Origin of the sequence: Sphingopyxis sp. CCNWLW2, from assembly GCF_037095755.1 — a bacterium.
Lineage (GTDB): Bacteria > Pseudomonadota > Alphaproteobacteria > Sphingomonadales > Sphingomonadaceae > Sphingopyxis.
Genome location: NZ_JBAWKJ010000002.1, coordinates 376,082 through 394,625, shown reverse-complemented (window position 1 = coordinate 394,625; position 18,544 = coordinate 376,082). Strand labels below are relative to the sequence as shown.

General features: G+C 64.3%; 15 protein-coding genes. 11 read left to right on the top strand and 4 right to left on the bottom strand.

What is annotated here, in order from left to right; all coding sequences use genetic code 11:
- Nucleotides 1-11: 11 nt before the first annotated feature.
- The 7 genes from V8J55_RS12980 to V8J55_RS12950 all read left to right on the top strand — a co-directional run bounded on the left by V8J55_RS12980 (nucleotide 12) and on the right by V8J55_RS12950 (nucleotide 8,122).
- Nucleotides 12-1,280, top strand: a complete 1,269-nt coding sequence (locus V8J55_RS12980) for an NAD(P)/FAD-dependent oxidoreductase (protein ID WP_336446060.1) — start codon at nucleotides 12-14, stop codon at nucleotides 1,278-1,280.
- Nucleotides 1,277-2,620, top strand: coding sequence for an aspartate aminotransferase family protein (locus tag V8J55_RS12975; RefSeq protein ID WP_336446059.1), 1,344 nt, complete (start codon nucleotides 1,277-1,279; stop codon nucleotides 2,618-2,620). Before V8J55_RS12980 ends, V8J55_RS12975 begins: the two co-directional genes overlap by 4 nt.
- A 7-nt stretch (nucleotides 2,621-2,627) precedes the next feature.
- A complete protein-coding gene (locus V8J55_RS12970; protein WP_336446058.1) occupies nucleotides 2,628-4,019 on the top strand; it encodes a glutamine synthetase family protein in 1,392 nt (463 codons plus the stop codon).
- A gap of 92 nt (nucleotides 4,020-4,111) precedes the next feature.
- Nucleotides 4,112-5,218 (top strand): ABC transporter substrate-binding protein, encoded by a 1,107-nt coding sequence (locus V8J55_RS12965; RefSeq protein ID WP_336446057.1) that lies wholly within the window; start codon nucleotides 4,112-4,114, stop codon nucleotides 5,216-5,218.
- A 23-nt stretch (nucleotides 5,219-5,241) separates the two neighbouring features.
- On the top strand, nucleotides 5,242-6,147 hold the full coding sequence (locus V8J55_RS12960; RefSeq protein WP_058538437.1) for an ABC transporter permease: 906 nt from the start codon (nucleotides 5,242-5,244) through the stop codon (nucleotides 6,145-6,147).
- Complete coding sequence (locus tag V8J55_RS12955; protein WP_336446056.1) at nucleotides 6,147-6,989, top strand: ABC transporter permease; 843 nt, start codon at nucleotides 6,147-6,149, stop codon at nucleotides 6,987-6,989. The genes V8J55_RS12960 and V8J55_RS12955 overlap by 1 nt, the downstream gene beginning before the upstream one ends.
- A gap of 2 nt (nucleotides 6,990-6,991) precedes the next feature.
- Nucleotides 6,992-8,122 (top strand): ABC transporter ATP-binding protein, encoded by a 1,131-nt coding sequence (locus tag V8J55_RS12950; protein WP_336446055.1) that lies wholly within the window; start codon nucleotides 6,992-6,994, stop codon nucleotides 8,120-8,122.
- Nucleotides 8,123-8,217: 95 nt separating this feature from the next.
- On the opposite strand, the gene V8J55_RS12945 is transcribed toward V8J55_RS12950, so the two are convergent.
- From V8J55_RS12945 to V8J55_RS12930, 4 genes are all read right to left on the bottom strand, one after another.
- Complete coding sequence (locus V8J55_RS12945) at nucleotides 8,218-9,165, bottom strand: DUF808 domain-containing protein (protein ID WP_336446054.1); 948 nt, start codon at nucleotides 9,163-9,165, stop codon at nucleotides 8,218-8,220.
- Between the two features lie 20 nt (nucleotides 9,166-9,185).
- Complete coding sequence (locus V8J55_RS12940) at nucleotides 9,186-10,559, bottom strand: aspartate aminotransferase family protein (RefSeq protein ID WP_336446053.1); 1,374 nt, start codon at nucleotides 10,557-10,559, stop codon at nucleotides 9,186-9,188.
- Between the two features lie 183 nt (nucleotides 10,560-10,742).
- Nucleotides 10,743-11,483, bottom strand: coding sequence for a gamma-glutamyl-gamma-aminobutyrate hydrolase family protein (locus tag V8J55_RS12935; RefSeq protein ID WP_336446052.1), 741 nt, complete (start codon nucleotides 11,481-11,483; stop codon nucleotides 10,743-10,745).
- Nucleotides 11,484-11,560: 77 nt separating this feature from the next.
- Nucleotides 11,561-12,532: a glucokinase gene (locus V8J55_RS12930; protein WP_336446051.1), complete on the bottom strand. Its 972-nt coding sequence runs from the start codon at nucleotides 12,530-12,532 to the stop codon at nucleotides 11,561-11,563.
- A 151-nt stretch (nucleotides 12,533-12,683) separates the two neighbouring features.
- Here V8J55_RS12930 and V8J55_RS12925 point away from each other — a divergent pair, with 151 nt between their 5' ends.
- The 4 genes from V8J55_RS12925 to V8J55_RS12910 all read left to right on the top strand — a co-directional run bounded on the left by V8J55_RS12925 (nucleotide 12,684) and on the right by V8J55_RS12910 (nucleotide 18,544).
- Nucleotides 12,684-13,535 carry a class I SAM-dependent methyltransferase gene (locus tag V8J55_RS12925; protein ID WP_336446050.1) on the top strand — a complete coding sequence of 284 codons (852 nt, stop codon included), beginning with the start codon at nucleotides 12,684-12,686 and terminating at the stop codon, nucleotides 13,533-13,535.
- Between the two features lie 115 nt (nucleotides 13,536-13,650).
- The gene (locus V8J55_RS12920) at nucleotides 13,651-16,866 is read left to right on the top strand and encodes an autotransporter outer membrane beta-barrel domain-containing protein (protein ID WP_336446049.1); all 3,216 of its coding nucleotides are present in this window, start codon (nucleotides 13,651-13,653) and stop codon (nucleotides 16,864-16,866) included.
- A 234-nt stretch (nucleotides 16,867-17,100) separates the two neighbouring features.
- Nucleotides 17,101-17,622 (top strand): sigma-70 family RNA polymerase sigma factor, encoded by a 522-nt coding sequence (locus tag V8J55_RS12915; protein WP_336446048.1) that lies wholly within the window; start codon nucleotides 17,101-17,103, stop codon nucleotides 17,620-17,622.
- Complete coding sequence (locus tag V8J55_RS12910) at nucleotides 17,612-18,544, top strand: FecR family protein (protein ID WP_336446047.1); 933 nt, start codon at nucleotides 17,612-17,614, stop codon at nucleotides 18,542-18,544. Before V8J55_RS12915 ends, V8J55_RS12910 begins: the two co-directional genes overlap by 11 nt.

Genomic DNA, 18,544 nt, shown 5'->3' with positions numbered 1-18,544 from the left:
GCAGCCCGGCCATGACCGATCCGCTCGCCAACAGCTATTATGCCGCGACCGCGCATCGGTGGCGTTCGGCATATGAAATGGGCGGGGACCTTTCGTTCGATGTCGCAGTCATCGGCGGCGGCTTCACGGGGCTGTCCGCTGCCCTCGCCTGCGCCGAGCGCGGCTTTTCGGTGATCCTGATCGAGCGCGAACATGTCGGCTTCGGTGCGTCGGGCCGTAACGGCGGACAATTGATCCCCGGCCTTCGCTGGTCGGCGTCCGAACTTGAGGGCGAATTCGGCCGCGACCGCGCCGATGCGCTGTTCGACCTGTGCTGGCGCGCAAATCCGGTGAAAGCGCGCATCGAAAAACATCGCATCGATTGCGACCTGAAAGCCGGACATCTCGAGTCCGCGTGGACGCCGAGGGATTTCGACGCGATGAAGCGCGAGGCCGAGTTTCTGGCGACGCGCTTTGCCTACCAGAGCCACGTCATCGAGAAGAACGACATGGGCGCGCATATCGCCAGCCCGCTTTACCACGGCGGCATCCACGATCCGCAGGGCGGGCATTTCCATCCGCTGAACTATGCGATCGGCCTTGCACGGGCGGCCGAAGCAGAGGGCGTCTGCATCTGGGAAGGTCAGAGCGCCCACAGGATCACCGATACGCCCGATGGCCTCGGCGTGATGACCGACCAAGCCCATGTCGCCGCGCGCTTTGTCATCGACGCCACCGATAGCTGGATCGGCGAGGTCGAGCCCGACCTCGGCCGCTACACCGTGCCGATTATGAACTATAACATCGCGACCGCGCCGCTCGCGAACGCCGACGCTCTGTTGCCGAGCAACGCCGCCGTCGCCGATAGCCGCTTCGTGCTCAACTATTTCCGCCTGTCGGCCGACAAACGCCTGATCTTCGGCGGCGGTGAGCGCTATTCGCAGACTCCACCACGCGACATCGCAGCATTCGTCCGGCCCTTCATGGCGGAGGTCTTCCCGCAGATCGCCGATGCGAAGATCGACTATGGCTGGGGCGGCGCGGTGGCGGTGACGATGAACCGGCTGCCGCATATCGGGCGGCGCGGGAATGTCTTTTACGCGCACGGCTTTTCGGGGCACGGCGCGCTGGTCACGACGTTGGCGGGCGAATTGATCGCCGAGGCGATGGCCGGGACTGCCGAACGCTTCGATGTGCTGGCAAATCTGCCTTCAAAGCCCTTCCCCGGCGGCAAATGGCTGCGCCAACCGCTCGCGACGCTCGGGCTGCTCTATTATGCGATGAAGGACAAGCTCGGGTGATCTCGGATGCGGCCATCGCCCGCGTCGCGAGCCGCGAGGCAGAGCGTTTCCGCACCGCCAACCCACGCGCCTTCGCGCATCACGTGGCCGCGAAGGGCTGGTTCCAGTCGGTCCCCTTCCACTGGATGCGCGACTGGCCGAGCCCGGTGCCGATCGTCGCCGCATCGGCGAAGGACGCGACGCTGACGAGCATCGACGGGCAGCGCTACGACGATTTCTGCCTCGGCGACACCGCCAGCCTGTTCGGCCATTCGCCGCCCGCGCTCGCCGCAGCGCTGGCGAAGCAGGCGGCCGAAGGGCTGAGCTATATGCTCCCGACCGAACGCGGCGCGACGCTGTCACAGCGCCTCGCGGCGATGTTCGGCCTGCCTTTATGGCAGGTCGCGACGACCGCCAGCGAAGCCAATCGCGCTGTGATCCGCTGGTGCCGCGGGATCAGCGGGCGCCCCAAAATACTGACCTTCAACGGCGCCTACCATGGCGCGGTCGACGACGCCTTTGTCGACCTGAAGGGCGGCGCGCCCGCGATGCGTGCCAGCCTGGTCGGACAGGTCCACGACTTACGCGACACCACCACGGTGATCGAGTTCAATGACGAGGCAGCCCTGGCGATGGCGCTCCGCGGCGGCGACATCGCGTGCGTACTCGCCGAGCCGGTGATGACCAACGTCGGCATGGTGCGCGATGCGCCGGGCTTTCTGGCGACGCTCCGCCGGCTTTGCGACGAGACCGGGACGCTCCTCGTCTTCGACGAAACGCATACGATTTCCTCCGGCTATGGCGGCCATGGCGTCACGCACGGCCCCACCCCCGACCTGATCGTCGTCGGCAAGTCGATCGGCGGCGGCGTGCCCTGCGCCGTCTACGGGTTTTCGGCGGCGGTCGCTGATCGCATGGCTGCACTGAACGCCTCGCGCCCCTCTGGGCACAGCGGCATCGGCACCACGCTGTCCGCCAACGCGCTGGCCATCACTGCGATGGATGCGATGCTGTCCGACGTCATCACGCCCGCCGCCTATGACCACATGCTGCGCGGTGCGGCGCGGCTCGTTGCCGGGCTGGAGCAGGAAATCGCCATCGCCGGCCTCGACTGGCACGTCACGCAGGTCGGCGCCCGCGTCGAATTCCTGACCTGCCCCGCCCCGCCAAGCAACGGCGGCGAGGCGAAGGCGGCGATGCATCCCGAACTCGAAGCGGCGATCCACCTCTTCCTCGCAACGCGCGGGATTTTGCTGGCGCCGTTTCACAATATGATGTTGGTGAGCCCGGTTACCGCGGACGACCAGATCGACCGGCTGGTCGGCGCATTCGCCGACTGCGTGCGTGCATTGAAGGAGTAGTGGGGCGATGTCGAAGTCATCGGGCGTGATCGCGCCGCGTTCGGAGGCGGAAGCCTTTTTCAAGGCGAACCCCGAGGTCGATTCGGTCGAGATGATCTACACCGACTTCGGCGGCGTGCCGCGCGGTAAGCGGCTGCGCCAGCATGAGGTTCTCGCCGTGTATGAGAGCGGGCGCATGTTCCCCGGCTCGATCACGGTTGTCGACATCACCGGGCAGGACACGGTCGAAACCGGCCTCGTCTGGGAGGATGGCGACGCCGATCGCTCGATGAAGCCGATCCCCGGCACCCTCGTCCGTACCCCGTGGGGCGGCGACAACGCCGCGCAATTTCTCGTCGATTTCTACGAGCTCGACGGCACGCCGCACGATCTCGACCCGCGCCATGTGCTCGGCGGCGTGATCGACCGCATTACCGCCGACGGGCTGACCCCGGTGCTCGCAGTCGAGCTCGAATTTTACCTCGTCGACCCGCGCCGCGCCCGCGATGGCGCCATCCGGCCCGCCCGCCCCGGCTACAGCCGCGATACGCCGCGCAATGTCGAGGTTTACGGTCTGCGCGAACTCGACGATTTCCGTCCCTTTTTCGACGCGCTCTACGCCGCGACCGACGTGCAGGATCTCCCGCTCGAAAGTGCCATCTCCGAATTCGCGCCCGGCCAGTTCGAACTGACATTGCGCCACAAGCCCGATGCCTTGCGCGCCTGCGACGATGCGATCATGTACAAGCGGCTCGTCAAGGCGATCGCCCAGCAACACGGCCTCGAGGCTACGTTCATGGCCAAGCCGTTTGCCGAACAAGCGGGCAGCGGCATGCACATCCACGTCTCGGTTAACGATGCCAGCGGCGCCAATATCTTTGCCAGCGACGATCCCGAAGGCACTCCCGCGCTGCGCCACGCGATCGGCGGCATGATCGGCAGCGTCGGCGACGCGTTTGCGCTCTTCGCGCCGCACGCGAACAGCTATCGGCGCTTCAAGGCGAACAGCTATGCTCCCGTCGCGCCGACCTGGGGCGTCAACAACCGCACCGTGTCCTTCCGCATCCCCGCAGGCCCACCACCGAGCCGCCATGTCGAGCATCGCGCGTGCGGCGCCGATGCGAACCCCTATCTTGCGGTCGCGGCGGTTCTCGCGGGCATGCACCACGGCATGACGAACAAGATCGATCCCGGCACGGCGGTCGTCGGCAACGGCTACGACCGCGACAACAGCGGCGACGACAAGCCGCCGTCGAACTGGTTCGCCGCGGTCGACCGTTTCCACGCATCGAAGCTGATGCGCGACTATCTCGGCACCCGTTTCGTCGACATGTTCAGCATCGTGAAGCGCGTCGAGCAGGATCGCTATTTCGGCGTCGTCCCGACGCTCGATTACGATTGGTATCTACGCAACGCATGAAAGTTTCAAAGAAACTTGGTGCGGCGCAAAAAAGCTCTTTCCAAGCCGACTTTATTGAGTCAGCTTGACGTCACATACAGGGAGGCTGCGACATGGATCCGTTCGAACTGATCAAGCAAACCCGCGGGCGCCGCTCGCTTCTGCAAGCGATGGGAGTCGCGGCAATCGGCATCAGCTTCGGCGGTCTCGCGGCGTGCAGCAAGGAGGGCGGCAAGAAGCTCTCGAACGGCGAGGAAGCCAAGCTCAACTTCTACAATTGGGACACCTATATCGGCGAGAATACGCTCGACAATTTCAAGGAAGCGACGGGCGTCGACGTCACGATGGACCTGTTCGACAGCAACGACGTGCTGTTCGCGAAATTCAAGGCCGGCAACCCCGGTTATGACGTGATCGTGCCGTCGAACGACTTCGTCGAGCGGATGCACAAGGCGGGCATGCTGCTGCCGCTCGACCATGCGCAAATTCCGAACAAGAAGAATATCGACCCGGCCTATATCAACGTCGAATATGACCTGCAGCGCAAATATTCGATGCCCTACACCTGGCTCGCGCTCGGGATCGGCTATCGCAAGTCGAAAGTGTCGGCAAAGCCCGACAGCTGGAAGATACTGTTCGACAGCCCCGAATATGCCGGCCGCATCGCTTGGTTGTCGGAGGCCGGCGACATGTTCCGTCTCTATGGTAAATATCTCGGCAAATCGGTCAATGCGCTGACCCCCGCGGACATCGCGACGATCGAGAAGATGATGATCAAGCAAAAGCCCAATGTGAAGAAGTTCCACGAGGATGACGGACAGGACCTGTTGCTGAAGGGAGACGTCGACGTCGTGCTCGAATATAATGGCGACATCGCGCAGGCGATGGTCGAGGACGCCGACATCGACTTCGTCGTGCCCAAAGAAGGCAGCCAGCTCAATTCGGACAATCTGTGCATCCCGAAGGGGGCGCCGCATCCGAAGAACGCCCACGCCTTCATCAACTATATCCTCGACGCCAACGTCGACAAGGAAATCACCGAGACGATCCTCTACCCGACGCCCAACGCGGCGGCAAAGGCGTTGATGCCTGACAGCTACAAGAACAACCCGGTGATCTTCCCGCCTCCGGAAGCGCTCGCGAAATGCGAATATGCGCGCTTCAATCCCGAGTTGCAGCCGCTGTACGAGGAAGCCTTCACGCGGGTCCGGGCGGCCTGACGGTCTGAAGGGGGCATCGGGGGGTGGCCGAACAGGACTGGAAAACGAACAAGGGGGTTTTTGCGGCGGTATCGCTGCCGACGCTGTTCTGGATCATCCTCTTCTTCCTCGTCCCCATGGCGATCGTCTGGCTCTACAGCTTCGGCGAAAACAAGGGGCTGACCGAAATCGACATTTCGGGCACGCTCGACAATTATAAGCGCGCGACCGAGTGGCTGTACCTGACCATTTTCGGCAAGAGCTTCGCGGTCGCGGCGCTCGTCACGCTGATCTGCCTGATCATCGGCTTTCCTGTCGCGATGGCAATCACCTTTGCCAGCGAGAAATGGCGGCCGTGGCTGCTGCTCGGCATCATGCTGCCCTTCTGGACCAATTTGCTCATCCGTACCTATGCGCTGATGATGCTTCTCGGCACGCAGGGCTTCGCCAACAAAGGGCTTGGGGCGCTGTGGGAGGGAACGAGCTGGATCAAAACGCTGGTCGGGCTCCAGCCGCTCCCGACATGGGAGCCGGTGCAGCTGCTCTTCAATAATTTCGCGGTCGTCTTCGGGCTTGTCTACGTCCACCTGCCCTTCATGGTCCTGCCGCTCTACGCCGCGCTCGACCGGCTCGACCGCAGCCTGATCGAGGCGAGCCTCGACCTCGGCGCGGGGCATTTCCGCACGATCATGCGCATCGTCGTGCCGCTCGCCGCGCCGGGCATCGTCGCAGGGGTAATGATCACTTTGATCCCCGCGCTCGGCGCTTATCTCACGCCCGATCTGATGGGCGGGACCGACAGCCAGATGATCGCCAACGTCATCGAACGCCAGTTCAAGAAAGCGAACGACTGGCCCTTCGGCGCCGCGCTCTCCTTCTTGCTGATATACGCAATGTTCGCGCTGATCGCGATCCAGTCGATGCGCAAAAAAGTGCCCGAGGTCCGCTGATGGCCCTCTTTGCCCGCACGCCTGTAGCACCGCTCGAATATAGCCGCACCCTGTGGATGCGCCTCTGGGTCGGCGCGGTGATGGTCTTCCTCTATGCGCCGCTAATCGTGCTGATGATCTTCAGCTTCAACGACAGCAAGCGCAACGTCGTGTGGCGCGGTTTCACGACCAAATATTATGAAAAGGCGCTCGGCAACGACCAGCTCGTCGAAGCGCTGATCAATTCGCTGACGATTGCGGCGCTCGCAACGATCGTCAGCCTCGTGCTCGGCGCGGTCGCGGCCGTGATGCTGTGGCGCTTCCGCTTCCCGCTCAAAAGCGCGGTCGACGGGACGATCTCGCTGCCGATCATCGTTCCCGAAATCTGCCTTGGCGTCGCTTTCCTGATGTTCTTCGCGGCGGTCGACTGGCCGACAGACCTGGTCTGGCCGTTCAACCTCGGCGCGATCACCATCGCGCACATCACCTTCTGCTTCCCCTTTGTGACGATGGTCGTGCGCTCGCGCCTCGCGACCTTCAACCGCGAGCAGGAAGAAGCCGCGAAGGATCTGGGTGCCAGCGAATGGCAGGTGTTCCGCGACGTGCTGATCCCGCACATCAAGCCCGCGCTCGTCGCCGGGGCGCTCCTGTCGTTCACGCTCAGCCTCGACGATTTCGTGATCACCTATTTCACCAGCGGTCCCGACACGATCACCTTCCCGGTGAAAGTCTATTCGATGGTCCGCTTCTCGGTGACGCCCGAGGTGAACGCCGCCTCGACGCTGCTCATCCTCCTCACCGTCGCCCTGACCTTCGTCGCGCTCAAGCTTCAGGGCGTCAAAGCCATTGCGGAAACCCACTGACCATGACCGAAACCGCACGCCCGATCATCCAGATCCAGAACGTCTCGAAACGCTTCGGCAAGGTGACCGCGGTCGACAATGTTACGCTCGACATCAATGCGGGTGAATTCTTCGTACTGCTTGGCCCGTCGGGGTGCGGCAAGACGACGCTGCTGCGGATGATCGCGGGCTTCGAGCTGCCGTCCGAAGGCAAGATATTGATCGACGGGCAGGATATGGCGGGCATCCCGCCGAACAAGCGCCCGGTGAACATGGTCTTCCAGAGCTACGCCGTGTTTCCGCACATGAGTGTCGCCGACAATGTCGCTTATGGCCTGAAGATTGCGGGCGTGAAGGGCGGCGAGATCAAGGGTCGCGTCGCCGAGGCGCTCGAACTGGTCAAGCTCGGCGGGTTCGAGACGCGGATGCCCGACCAGATGTCGGGTGGCCAGCGCCAGCGCGTCGCGCTCGCGCGCAGCCTCGTGATGCGCCCCAAGGTGCTGCTGCTCGACGAACCGCTCTCGGCGCTCGACGCAAAACTCCGCGCACAGATGCAGTTCGAGCTGTCGGACCTGCAGGAAAAGGTCGGGATCACCTTCGTCACTGTCACCCATGATCAGGACGAGGCGCTGTCGATGGCGTGCCGCATCGGCGTCATCAACAAGGGCGAGGTGGCGCAGCTCGCAACGCCGTCGGACCTCTACGAATATCCCGCCAACCGCTTCGTCGCCGATTTCGTCGGGTCGGTGAACATCTTCGAGGGCAAGCTGACGCTCGACGATCCCGACAAGGCCGCGGTCGATTGCCCCGGGCTCGGCAAGGTCTATCTGAACCACGGCGTCACCGGCCCGCACGGCGCCGATGTGTGGATCGCGCTGCGCCCCGAGAAAATCTATCTCCACGTTCCCGGCGAAGGGAAAGCCGTCAAAGCGGCTGCGCAAGACGCGCCCGACGGCTATAATTTCGCGCGCGGCAAGATCAAAGGGATGAGCTACCTCGGCGACATCACGCTGTTCGAGATCGAGCTGGAATCGGGCGCGTGCCTCCGCGTATCGCGCCCGAATCTATCGCGCCACGACCAGGATGATTTCACCTGGGGCGACAAGGTGAGCATGCACTGGCGGGCGGATAGCCCGGTGGTGCTCTTGGGGTAGCCGACTGGTTTCCCCTCTTCGTCATCCCGGACTTGATCCGGGATCCATCGTAGCTTCGAAGTCATGGACCCCGGATCAAGTCCGGGGTGACGAATTTAGTGCGCGCCCGCTTCTTTTTTCTTCCCCGGCAGCAGATGCAGCAGACCAACGATCACGCCGCCGAGCAGCAGCCCGAACATGCCCGTCCCGCCGGCATTAATCAGCCATTCCCACACCCCCGCGCCCGGCAGGTTACCCGCCACCGCATGCGCAAAATCGTGGAGGCCGTGTCCAATATTGCCGATATGATATTCGTCCAGCCCGTGGATGAAAATCTGGCCACCGACCCACAGCATCGCCGCTGTGCCTATCAGCGCGAGCGCGGCAAGCAGCTTCGGCATGAAGGCGACAAGCCCGCGCCCGATCGCGCGGCGCGCGCTATTGCCCTCTTTCGCCATATGCAGACCGATATCGTCCATCTTCACGATCAGCCCGACGACGCCATAGACGGCGACCGTGATCGCGATCGCGACGACCGCAAGCGTCGCGGCGCGCATCGCGAAATGTTCGTCCAGCACCTCGTTCAATGCGATGACCATGATTTCGGCCGACAGGATGAAGTCGGTGCGCACCGCGCCCTTCACCATCGCCTCTTCATGGTCCTGATCGGCGACGATCGCGGCGTCCTCGGCAAGGCTCGTCTTGTCCTTCTGCAGCGAGTGCAGCACCTTTTCGGCGCCTTCGAAGCAAAGATAGGCGCCGCCGATCATCAGCAGCGGGGTGATCGCCCATGGCACGAACGTCGACAGCAGCAGCAGCGCCGGCAGGATCAGCACCAGCTTGTTAAAGATCGACCCCTTGGTGATCCGCCAGATGATCGGCAGTTCGCGGTCGGGAGTAAAGCCGGTGACGTAGCGCGGGGTCACCGCGGTATCATCGACAACGACTCCCGCCGCCTTGACCCCGGCCTTCGACGCCGCGGCGCCGATATCGTCGATGCTCGCCGCGGCGACCTTGGCGATCGTCGCAATATCGTCGAGCAGGGCAAAAAGGCCGGAGGGCATAAGGTCTTGATCTTTCCTGTTTAGAGCGCGCGGAGTTTCGGCAGCACCTCATCGAGAGATTTGCGGATGATGGCAACCATCTCGTCAATCTGCTCGGTCGTGATGATCAACGGCGGGCACATGACGAGGCTGTCGCGGATGCCTCGCACCATCAGCCCGTTCGCAATACACGCATCGCGCGCCATAGGTCCCGCGGTGCCCTCGGCCCCGCCAAAGCGCGCGCGCGTTTCCTTGTCGGCAACAATCTCGACCGCCCCCAGCAGCCCGATCGAGCGCGCTTCGCCGACCAGCGGATGATCGTTCAGCGTCGCAAGCGCCTTGGCGAGATGCGGGCCGGTGACGCTGCCGGTGCGCTCGACCAGTCCTTCGCGCTCGATGATCTCGATATTCTTGAGCGCCACCGCCGCCGCGACAGGATGCCCCGAATAGGTAAAGCCATGGACGAAATCGCCGCCGGTCTTCAGCACCTCGACGACATGCGCCGCGACCGCGGTGGCCGAGATCGGCAGGTAACCCGACGACAGCCCCTTCGCCATCGGCATCAGGTCGGGAGTGAAGCCCATCGTCTCATGCCCCCACATCTTGCCGGTGCGCCCGAACCCGCAGATCACCTCGTCGGCGACGACGAGCAGGCCATATTTGCGCGCGACGGCCTCGACCTTGGGCCAATAGCTCTTCGGCGGGATGATCACGCCGCCCGCGCCCTGCACGGGCTCGCCGATGACGGCAGCGCAATTTTCGGGCCCGACCTCGAGGATCTTGTCCTCGATCGCCTTTACACACGCATCGCAGAACTCTTCCTCGGTCATCCCCTGCCCTTCGCCATAGGCATAGGGTTGGCGGACATGCTCGACGCCGGGGATCGGCAGGTCGCCCTGCGCATGCATCGCCTTCATCCCGCCCAGCGAGACGCCCGCGACGGTCGAACCATGATAGGCATTCCAGCGGCTGATGAAGACGGTGCGCTTGGGCTCACCCTTCAGCTTCCAATAATGACGGACCATGCGGAACACGGTGTCGTTCGCTTCGCTGCCCGAGGCGTTGAAAAACACATGCGGCAGACGGTTGCCGGTCAGGCCCGCGATCTTCGCCGCGAGCGTCACCGTCGGCGGCGTCGCAGTCTTGAAGAAGGTGTTGTAGAAGGGAAGCTCGCGCATCTGCGCCGCCGCCGCCTCGACCAGCTCCTCCCGGCCATAGCCGACATTGACGCACCACAGGCCCGCCATCCCGTCGAGGATGCGGTGGCCGTCGCCGTCGTGGATATAGCAGCCCTCGGCGTGCGTGATGATGCGGCTGCCGCCGAGCTTCTCTATCTCGGCCCAGTCGGCCTGTGCGGGAAGATGGTGCGCTACGTCGAGGCGGCGCAGTTCGGCGATATCGTGATTGCGGGGCATGGAAAAACTCCTGAATTCATAAAAACCGTTCGCATCGAGCGAAGTCGAGATGCTCCTCGATCTTGCGCTGCGACAATGAGTGTCTCGACTTCGCTCGACACGAACGAAACGAGAGCTCCGGTTTGGATCAGGGCGAGAAGCAGAGTCGCGCGAGATAGCGATCGTAACGGGTGACGCGCCGGTTCACAGCGCCCCCCGCAGCGCCTGTCCGAGCAGGCGGAAATAGGTCTGGCTCTCTTCGTTGCCGTCGACCGCCCATTCGGGATGCCACTGCACGGCAAGAAGGGGCGCGCCGTTCAGCCGCGCGCTGAAAGCTTCGACCAGCCCGTCGGGCGCGCGCGCCTCGACCGACAAGCCATTGGCGAGCCGTCCGATGCCCTGATAATGCACCGAATTCACGTCGAGTGCCGCTGCCCCATATGCCGATGCGAGCATCCCACCCTCGACCAGATCGACATGATGCCGATGATCGAACATCGCATCGAATAATGTCCCGTCGGGCGTGTGGTGGCGCAGCAGTTCGCCGTTCGTCGCGGTATCACGCCGCAGCGTCCCGCCGAGCGCGACATTGATGTCCTGGAACCCGCGGCAGATGCCGAACAACGGCCTCTGCGCCGCAATCACCGCCTCAACCAGATCGCGCATCATGCGGTCGCGATCGGGATCGAACGGCCCCTCCCCTGCATCTTCCTCGCCATAACGTGCCGGCTCGACGTTCGATGGCGAGCCGGTGAGCAAAACGCCGTCGAGCCGCCCGACGATCTCGTCGGCGCGCATATAGTCGGGAAGCGACGGAATGAGCAGCGCGGCACAGTCGGCATGGCGCATCGCGGCCTTCGCATAGCGGTTCATCACCGCCTGCGCATATTCGGAGCCGACCTGCCGGTTACAGGCGATGATGCCGAGGACGGGACGGGCGGACACGAGCGATGGAATCCTTCAAAAATCGAAGTATCATTGCTGCCGATTTTCGCGGCCCGATGCCAGCGGAATTTGTAGATTCAGGCGTATTGGCGCGCGAACGCCGCCGCCGCACCAAACAGCCCCGGCTGCGGATGGGTGATGAGCTTTACCGGAAGCGCGGACATAAAGCCTTCGAAACGCCCCTTTTCGATAAATCGTTCGGGGAAGCCCGAACGCACCAGGCTGTCACGGATACGCAGCCCGAGGCCGCCGGCGATGACGACACCGCTCGCGCCCTGCGCCAGCGCGAGGTCGCCAGCGACGCTGCCGAGCGACAGACAGAAGCGATCGACCGCCGCCGCGGCCAGGCTGTCATCGCCGCTGAGCGCATTGGTCCAGATCGCCTTGTCGTCGAGCCGCGGGATCGCGCGCCCTTCGAGTGCCGCGAGTGTTTCATAAATGTCGACGATGCCGGGACCCGAGACGATCCGCTCAATCGACACGCGCCGGTGCCGTTTGCGCAGCCGCGCAAGGACCGCATCCTCAATGCTGTCGAGCGGAGCGAAGTCGATATGCCCGCCCTCGGTCGCCTGCACCCGGTAATTCGTGCCGTCGCGCCAGATATGAGCGACGCCCAAGCCGGTGCCGGGGCCGATGATGGTGATCGTACCCGTCGCGGGAAGCGGTTCGTCGGGACCAGTCAGCCGCTCGAAATAATTCTCGTCGGCCTGCGCTACAGCATGGCCGACCGCCTCGAAATCATTGACGAGTACATAGCGGTCGACATTCATCTTCTCGCCGATCAGCGCGGGGCGGATGATCCACGGATTATTGGTGAAGCGGATGATCTCGCCGCGCGTCGGCCCCGCGATGGCTATCGCAACCGCGCGTGGCAAAGTTCCACCCTGCTGACGTTCGAAATCCTGCCAGGCGGTTTGGAAACTTGCGTGGTCCTTTGTATGGAGCGTCGTCGCCTCGCCAAGCAACAGGACACGCCCGCCTTCGATCTCGGCAATCGCAAAGCGCGCATGCGTGCCGCCGATGTCCACCGTGACGATCTGTTCGCTCATGACTCTCCCTTGCCGGTCCCACGCGGCCGGTCCTGTCGGTGGAATGTCGCATGGTCGGGGGCGATGCAACAGGGCATAGCTATTCGCCGCCCCTTGCGCTCCGCCGGCGACCGTCGTAGTTGCGAATAATTCGCAATAAAGGAGCAAGCGCATGTCCGATGTCGAGACCGCCCCCACGCATGACTGGAACGGCGACAGCGGAACGCGCTGGGCGGCCAATCTGGCGCGACTGGATGTGATGCTCGAGGATTTCGGCAATGCCGCGATCACGGCGGCCGATGCGCGCGCCGGCGAACGGGTTCTCGATATCGGTTGCGGATCGGGCACCTCGACCTTTCCGCTTGCAAAGCAGGTCGGCCCCGGCGGGCACGCCCTCGGCGTCGACATATCGGAACAGCTCGTCGAGATCGCCCGCGCCGCCGCGCCCGCCGGTGCGCCAGTCGAATTCCGATGCGCCGATGCCGCGACGGCACCGCTGCCTGCAGGACATTTCGACCTTCTCTTCTCGCGCTTCGGCGTCATGTTCTTCGACGATCCCGTTGCGGCCTTCACGCATATGCGCCGGGCACTGAAATCCGGCGGACGGCTGGCGTTCGTATGCTGGCGCGGAGCGCAGGAGAATGACTGGGTGCGGCTGCCGATGGCCGCGATCCGCGACATCGTGCAGCCGGTGCCTGCCGATCCAAATGCGCCCGGTCCCTTCGCTTTTGGCGATCGGCAGAAGGTCGCCGATATTCTTTTGGCAGCGGGCTTCACCGCGATCGACATCGCGCGCTTCGACACGAGCATTTCCTATGGTCGCGGCGCAACGCGCGAAGATGCGGTCGACGATGCACTCGACATGGCGTTGCAGGTCGGCCCGTTGTCGCGTGCGCTTGCCGACCAATCGGACGATATTCGCGCGAAATCGGCGGCGGCTGTTCGGGCTGCGTTCGCGAAACGCCCCGGAGAGGCGTCGGTGCAGATCGACGGCGCGGCGTGGATTGTGACCGCGCGGAATTAGGCGCGCTCAGACCGCGCGCGACTAATGTGATTTTTTTCCAAGGCTGCGCCGGCACCGCTCCGTCTTGTGATTGTCGCTGGGAAGACATCCCGGCCCCGATCTCAAGAGGAACCCGATGCGCAAAACTTTGCTGGCCTCCACCTGCCTGGCCACCCTCCTTTCGACCGCCGCCCATGCCGAAACGACGATCAGCACTGCCACCACGGCACCGGTGCGCACGTCGACGATCAAATCGGGCGCCGCCGACGATATCAAGATCGTCGCGGCGGGCTCGATCAAGCCGACGGTCACCGGCCCTGCCGTCACCATCGACAGCAACCACAAGGTCGTCAACGAAGGCACGATCGAGTTCAGCAACGTCGACAGCGCAACGGGCATTCTTGCGGGTGCCGGCACGTCCGGCGGGATCACGAACAGCGCGAGCGGCAAGATCACCATCGGCGAAACCTATGCCCCGACCGACATCGACAATGACGGCGACATCGACGGCGCGTTCGCCATCGGCAACAACCGCGTCGGCATCGCGACCGCGGGCGCCTTTACCGGCAATATCGTCAATTCGGGCGCGATCGCGATCGAGGGCAATAATTCGGCGGGCATCCGCCTCGGCGGGCCGCTGACCGGCAATTTCACCAACGACGGCAGCATTAGCGTCGTCGGCGACCGCGCGCTTGGCGTGGGCCTGCAGGACGTGACTGGCAACGTCCGCCTTGCCGGCACGATTTCGGCACAGGGCGTCGATGCAATCGGCGCACGGGTTGCCGGCAACGTCACCGGCGCATTGGTTGTCCAGGGCAGCCTCACCGCCACCGGCTATCGCTTCACGACGCCGCCTGCCGATCCCTCGAAGCTCGACGCCGATGACCTGCTGACCGGCGGCAACGCGTTGTCGATCGAGGGCAATGTCACCGGCGGCATCATCCTCGCCGTCGCGCCCAAGGACACGAAGCCCGACGACAAGGACGAGGACAAGGACGGCATCGAAGACGACAAGGAAGGAAACGCCGTCGTGCGCTCCTTCGGTTCGGCCGCCGCGATCCGCATCGGCTCGGCCGACCGCGCGGTCACGATCGGCCCGGTTGCCGGAACGGGCACCGGCCTCGGTCTGATCATCGATGGCGCCGTGCTCGGCAACGGCCTCTACGCCGGCAAGGACGGCAACGGCATCCAGATCGGCGGCCTCGGCGGCGCGGTCACCATCGCGGGCGGCATCGGCATCGGCGCGACCGGCAGCGTGACGGCGTTGTCGGTGGATAGCGCAGCGACGGCTATTCGCATCGGCAGTGGCGCCACAACCCCGGAAATCCGCAACGCCGGCAAGATCGAAGCAACGACCGGGGGTAAGGCCGCGAGCGCTGTCGCAACGGCTGTTCTGGTCGAAGCCGGCGGCGACGTCCCGCTGATCCGCAACAGCGGTTCGATCACGGCGAAGACCGGCGGTGACAATGGCACAGCGCGCGCCATAGTCGATCTGTCGGGCAAGGTCGGCACCGTCGAAAACAGCGGCACGATCAGCGCCACGGGCGCACTCGCCTCCTCCGACCGCAACATCGCGATCGACCTGTCGGCGAACGCGACCGGCGCGACCGTCAAGCAGACCGCAGTCGCTGCGGGCATCACCGCGCCCAGCATCGTCGGCGACGTCCGCTTCGGCGGCGGCAACGATGTGTTCGATATCGCCGATGGCTCGGTGAAGGGGAACAGCTTCTTCGGCGCCGGCAATAACAAGCTCGCGCTGTCGGGCGACGCGACCTATGCCGGCAACGCCCGCTTCGGCGCGGGCAATGACGCGATGACGCTGGTCGGAACGTCGAAGTTTACCGGTCTCGCGGACTTTGGCGGCGGCGCCGATACGCTGACGATCGGCGGTAGCTCGATCTTCTCGGGCACGCTCGCCAATTCGCAGGGCCTGGCGGTTTCGGTCGCGGGCGGCACCTTCGACGTCGGCGGCGCCGCGACGATCTCGTCGCTCGCCGTCACCGAAAAGGGAACGCTCGGCGTGATGCTCGATACCGGCACCACCGGGACCAATCTTCAGGTCACCGGCAACGCCAGCTTCGGCGCCGAATCGAAACTCGCGCTCAAGCTGTCGAGCATCGAGAAGGCCGAGGGCAAGCATATCGTGCTGACCGCCGGGTCGTTGACCGGTGCGAGCAACCTGACCGCGTCACAGACGCTGCTGCCCTTCCTCTACAAGGGTACACTGACGTCGAACGCGACCCAGCTGATCGTCGATGTCTCGCGCAAGTCGGTGACCGAACTCGGGCTCAACCGCTCGGAAGCCGGCGCGTTCGACGCGGTGCTCGACGCGGTGATCGCCGATCAGAAGATCGAGGACGTCTTCCTCGGCATCACTGACGGCGCCCAGTTCCGGGGCCAGCTCGGCCAGATGCTCCCCGAGCATGAAGGCGGCGTCTTCGAAACCGTCACCTCGGGCTCGCGCGCGCTGTCGCGCTACCTCCAGGATCCCAACGCGCCGTTCCAGGACGAAGGCAAATGGGGCTATTGGGTCAACCAGGCCGTTTGGGGCACATCGAAGAGCGTCGGTGACACCGCAAGCTATGACGTCAGCGGTTGGGGCATTTCGGGCGGCGCCGAAATCAAGACCGACCTCGGCAACTTCGGCGGCTCGATTGCCTTTCTCAACGGCAAGGACGGCAATGGCAGCAACGCCAATGAAGTCAGCACCAGCCAGTTCGAAGGCGCGCTGCACTGGCGCCTGCGTTCGGACGGCTTCATGGCGAACGCCCGTGTTTCGGGCGCGCCGATCAGCCTGAAGGGCACGCGCATCTTCCGCGCCGAAGCTGGCGCCGATGACATCGAAAAGACGATGAAGGGCAAGTGGGATGCCACCTTGTGGTCGGCTTCGGGTTCGCTCGCCTATGACGCGCGTGCCGGCGGCCTGACGATCCGCCCGATGGTCGCCGTCGATTACTTCAAGCTGAAAGAAGACGGTTATCAGGAAACCGGCGGCGGCGACGCGCTCGACCTCAAGGTGCTGAGCCGCGACAGCGACGAACTGGCTGTGTCGGGCACCGTTGCCATCGGCCTCGATTTCGGCGGTGCCGACGAATATGATGGTTGGACGCGCTTCGAACTCGAAGGCGGCCGCCGCCAGATCGTCAGCGGCACGCTGGGCGCAACGACCGCGTCGTTCAAGAACGGCACGCCCTTCACCCTCACCCCTGATGATCGCACGAGCGGCTGGGTCGGCCGTTTCCGTGGCATCGCCGGAAATTCGGCCTTCCAGGTCGCCGGCGAAGTGTCCGCGGAAGAACAGCAAAGCCATATCGGCTGGGCGTTCCGTGCGAGTCTGCGGGTCGGCCTCTAGCCCCCCGGCCGGCCCCGCCCGCAAGGGGGAAGCGTAACCCCTACCCACGCTTCCCCCTTGCCTAGGCAGAAATGAACGAAGAAAACGATGCTTGCACTCGCCACCGCCCCACATTTTCCGCCGCTGTTGCGCGGTTCGGCAATGGCGCTATATGACGGCGTCATCAGGGGGAGGTATGGCGCAGGGCGAAGCGGCGCTTTCCAACAGAAGATGGCGTTCCAAAGCAAGCAATCCATGACCGAGTCGCGTGATCGAACCGACGCCGCCCAAGGCATCGAAGGCGTATTGCTCGCCAACCGGGATCGTATCGTCCGCTTTCTGGAAGTGCGCGGCGCGGGCGACGGTGCCGAGGATTTGTTCCAGGATCTGTGGATGCGGTTGACCGACCGCAAAACTGGGCCCGTCGCCGAGCCACTGCCCTATATCATGCGCGCCGCCAACAATCTGATGCTCGACCGCTATCGGTCGGCGCGCCAGAGCGACCTGCGCGACAAGGCATGGGGCGAAGCCTCCGCGACGCAAAGCCCCTCGACCGAAACCTCGTTGATCTCGCGCGAACAACTCGCGCTCGTCGAAACGGCGATCACCGCGACCGGCGAGCGGCCGGCACGCATCTTCCGCCGGTTCCGCGTCGACGGCCAGAATCAACGCGATATCGCCAGTGAAATGGGGGTCAGCCTGAGCACCGTCGAAGCCGATCTGCGCAAGGTCTATGCGGCGCTCACCGTGATCCGGAGGCAGTTCGATGCAAGCTGACGCGACAAACGCCGAAGCGCGCGCGATCGACTGGCTGATCCGCCAGCGCGACCCCGCTTTCGACGACTGGGACGGCTTTGCCGACTGGCTTGCCGAGGATCCGGCGCACAATGCGATCTACGACGCGGTCGCGAGCCTGGACCGCGATCTCGACGCCCTGCCCGCGGCGCCCAAGCCATCGGTCGTGATTGTGCCCGGTGCGCCGCGCCGCGCGTCGCGGCGCGCCTGGTTTGGCGGGGCAATGGCCGCGGCGCTGGTCGGCGCGATCAGCCTGTCGGGCCTCGGCCTGTTCGGAAACGAAGGCCGGATCGAAACCAAGGCTGGCGAGCATCGCACGATCGCCCTCGCCGACGGGTCGAAGATCGAGGTCAACGGTGCCTCGGTGATCGAGATCGACAAGAATCGCCCGCGTTTTGCCCGGCTGGAATCGGGCGAGGCGATGTTCCATGTCGTCCACCGCGACAACGACCCGTTCGTGGTCGAGACGGGCGACGCGAAGATCGTCGACCTCGGCACCGCCTTCAACGTCGTGCGCCGCGACCGTCAGACGTCGGTCGCGGTGTCCGAAGGCATCGTCCTCTATAACCCCGACCGCGACAAGGTCCGCCTCGTTGCCGGCAAGGGCATCGAAACGCGCGATGGCGACCGTCAGCCGCCGGTCGTTCAGGATGTCGACGTGGCCAGCATCGGCGGCTGGCGCAGCGGCCTGCTCGTCTACAACGGCACTCCGCTCGCCGTTGTCGCCGACGATCTGAAACGGACCGCCGGGATGCAGGTGAGCATCGCGCCCGATGCAAGCGACCTGTCGTTCCGCGGCGCGTTGATCATCGACAAGAACCGGAACCGCACGATCGCCGATCTTGCCGCGCTGTCGGGAACCAAGGCCGAGCGGCAAGGCGATGGCTGGATATTGACCCGCTGA

Bases quoted from the DNA above. Each gene is read 5' to 3' on its own strand.
- V8J55_RS12980 (WP_336446060.1), top strand. From the start codon at position 12: ATGACCGATCCGCTCGCCAACAGCTATTATGCCGCGACCGCGCATCGG.
- V8J55_RS12970 (WP_336446058.1), top strand. From the start codon at position 2,628: ATGTCGAAGTCATCGGGCGTGATCGCGCCGCGTTCGGAGGCGGAAGCC.
- V8J55_RS12965 (WP_336446057.1), top strand. From the start codon at position 4,112: ATGGATCCGTTCGAACTGATCAAGCAAACCCGCGGGCGCCGCTCGCTT.
- V8J55_RS12955 (WP_336446056.1), top strand. From the start codon at position 6,147: ATGGCCCTCTTTGCCCGCACGCCTGTAGCACCGCTCGAATATAGCCGC.
- V8J55_RS12950 (WP_336446055.1), top strand. From the start codon at position 6,992: ATGACCGAAACCGCACGCCCGATCATCCAGATCCAGAACGTCTCGAAA.
- V8J55_RS12945 (WP_336446054.1), bottom strand. From the start codon at position 9,165: ATGCCCTCCGGCCTTTTTGCCCTGCTCGACGATATTGCGACGATCGCC.
- V8J55_RS12940 (WP_336446053.1), bottom strand. From the start codon at position 10,559: ATGCCCCGCAATCACGATATCGCCGAACTGCGCCGCCTCGACGTAGCG.
- V8J55_RS12930 (WP_336446051.1), bottom strand. From the start codon at position 12,532: ATGAGCGAACAGATCGTCACGGTGGACATCGGCGGCACGCATGCGCGC.
- V8J55_RS12925 (WP_336446050.1), top strand. From the start codon at position 12,684: ATGTCCGATGTCGAGACCGCCCCCACGCATGACTGGAACGGCGACAGC.
- V8J55_RS12920 (WP_336446049.1), top strand. From the start codon at position 13,651: ATGCGCAAAACTTTGCTGGCCTCCACCTGCCTGGCCACCCTCCTTTCG.
- V8J55_RS12915 (WP_336446048.1), top strand. From the start codon at position 17,101: ATGACCGAGTCGCGTGATCGAACCGACGCCGCCCAAGGCATCGAAGGC.
- V8J55_RS12910 (WP_336446047.1), top strand. From the start codon at position 17,612: ATGCAAGCTGACGCGACAAACGCCGAAGCGCGCGCGATCGACTGGCTG.